At 78.8% G+C, this 1842-nt stretch carries 1 protein-coding gene; it reads left to right on the top strand.

All coding sequences use genetic code 11. The features are described 5' to 3' along the window. The first annotated feature begins 77 nt into the window (after positions 1 to 77). Positions 78 to 1835 (top strand): L-aspartate oxidase, encoded by a 1758-nt coding sequence (locus tag FOE67_RS24540; RefSeq protein WP_182667012.1) that lies wholly within the window; start codon positions 78 to 80, stop codon positions 1833 to 1835. Positions 1836 to 1842: the final 7 nt, after the last annotated feature.

The raw sequence follows: 1842 nt of genomic DNA on the forward strand, positions 1-1842 counted from the left end.
ACCCCGCGCCCCCCGCCGCGCCGACCCCCGACGCGTCGCCCGGGAACACACCGCCCACCGGCGTCGCCCGGGCCGGCGTGCCCATCGCCCCACCCGCCGGCTGGTCCGTGCGCGCCGACGTCGTGGTGGTCGGCTCCGGCGTCGCCGGCCTGACCGTCGCCCTGCGCTGTGCCGCGGCCGGCCTGCGCACGGTCATCGTCACCAAGGCGCTGATGGACGAGGGCTCCACCCGCTGGGCCCAGGGCGGCATCGCCGCCGCCCTGGGCGCCGACGACTCCCCGGCCGACCACGAGCGGGACACCCTGGTCGCCGGCGCCGGCCTGTGCGACCCGGAGGCGGTCCGGCTGCTCGTCACCGAGGGGCCGGCCGCCGTCCACCGGCTCATCGGCGCCGGGGCCCGCTTCGACCTCGACCCGGCCGGCGCCATCGCCCTCACCCGCGAGGGCGGCCACCACCGCCGCCGGATCGCGCACGCCGGCGGCGACGCCACCGGCGCCGAGATATCCCGCGCCCTGGCCGACGCCGTGCGGGCGGCCGGGATCGAGACGATCGAGCACGCCCTGGTGCTGGACCTGCTCACCGACCCCGCCGACCCGACGGGCGGCGCGGCCGGGGTCAGCCTGCACGTGATGGGGGAGGGGCGGCACGACGGTGTCGGCGCCGTGCTGGCCCCCGCGGTGGTGCTGGCCACCGGCGGCATGGGCCAGGTCTTCTCGGTGACCACCAACCCCACGGTCTCCACCGGCGACGGCGTGGCGCTGGCCCTGCGGGCGGGCGCCGAGGTGGCCGACGCCGAGTTCGTGCAGTTCCACCCCACCGTGCTGTACCTGGGGCCGGAGGCGCGCGGTCGGCAGCCGCTGATCTCCGAGGCGGTGCGCGGCGAGGGCGGCCTGCTGCTGGACGCCTCGGGCCGGCGCTTCATGGTCGGCGTGCACGAGCTGGCCGAACTCGCGCCCCGCGACGTGGTCGCCAAGGCCATCACCCGGACCACCCGCGAGCAGGGCACCCCGTACGTCCACCTGGACGCCCGACACTTCGGCGCGCGGATGTGGGAGCGCCGCTTCCCCACCATCCTGGCCGCCTGCCGGGAGCACGGCATCGACCCCGTCACCGAGCCCATCCCGGTGTCCCCGGCGGCGCACTACGCCTCCGGCGGGGTCCGCACCGACCTGTGGGGCCGCACCACCGTGCCCGGCCTGTACGCCTGCGGTGAGGTGGCCTGCACCGGTGTGCACGGCGGCAACCGCCTGGCGTCCAACTCGTTGCTGGAGGGGCTGGTCTTCGCCGAGCGCATCGCCGACGCCGTCCTGGCCGCCCGCTCCGGCGCCGCCCCCACCGGGGCCGCCGGCGCCGCCGGGGACCGGCTGTCCGTCGCCGGCCCCGGCCGGCGCTCCGGCCCGCTGCTGTCCCCCGACGTCCGCCCGGAGATCCAGCGGATCATGACCGACCACGCCGGGGTGCTGCGCTCCGCCGAGGGCCTGCGCACCGCCGCGGCGGAACTGGACGCCCTCGCCGGGCGGGCGGTCGAGAAACCCGCCGAGCCCGGCACCGACAGCTGGGAGACGACCAACCTGCACCTGGTCGCCCGGGTGCTGGTCGCCGCCGCGACCGAGCGCACCGAGACCCGCGGTTGCCACTGGCGGGAGGACCACCCGGAGTCGGACGACGCCTGGCGGCGGCACCTCGTGGTCGGGCTGCGGCCCGCCGCCGACGGGCGGGGGCCGACGCCCCGCCTGTGGGCGACCGACTCGGTCTCCCTCCCGCCGACCGCGGCCCCGTCCGCCGGGGAGCCCGTCGACCCGGCGCCCGATCCCCGCGGCCCCCGACGGCCCTGAGCCTGGG

The sequence above is a fragment of the Streptomyces calidiresistens genome (assembly GCF_014141525.1).
Classification (GTDB): Bacteria; Actinomycetota; Actinomycetes; order Streptomycetales; family Streptomycetaceae; genus Streptomyces; species Streptomyces calidiresistens.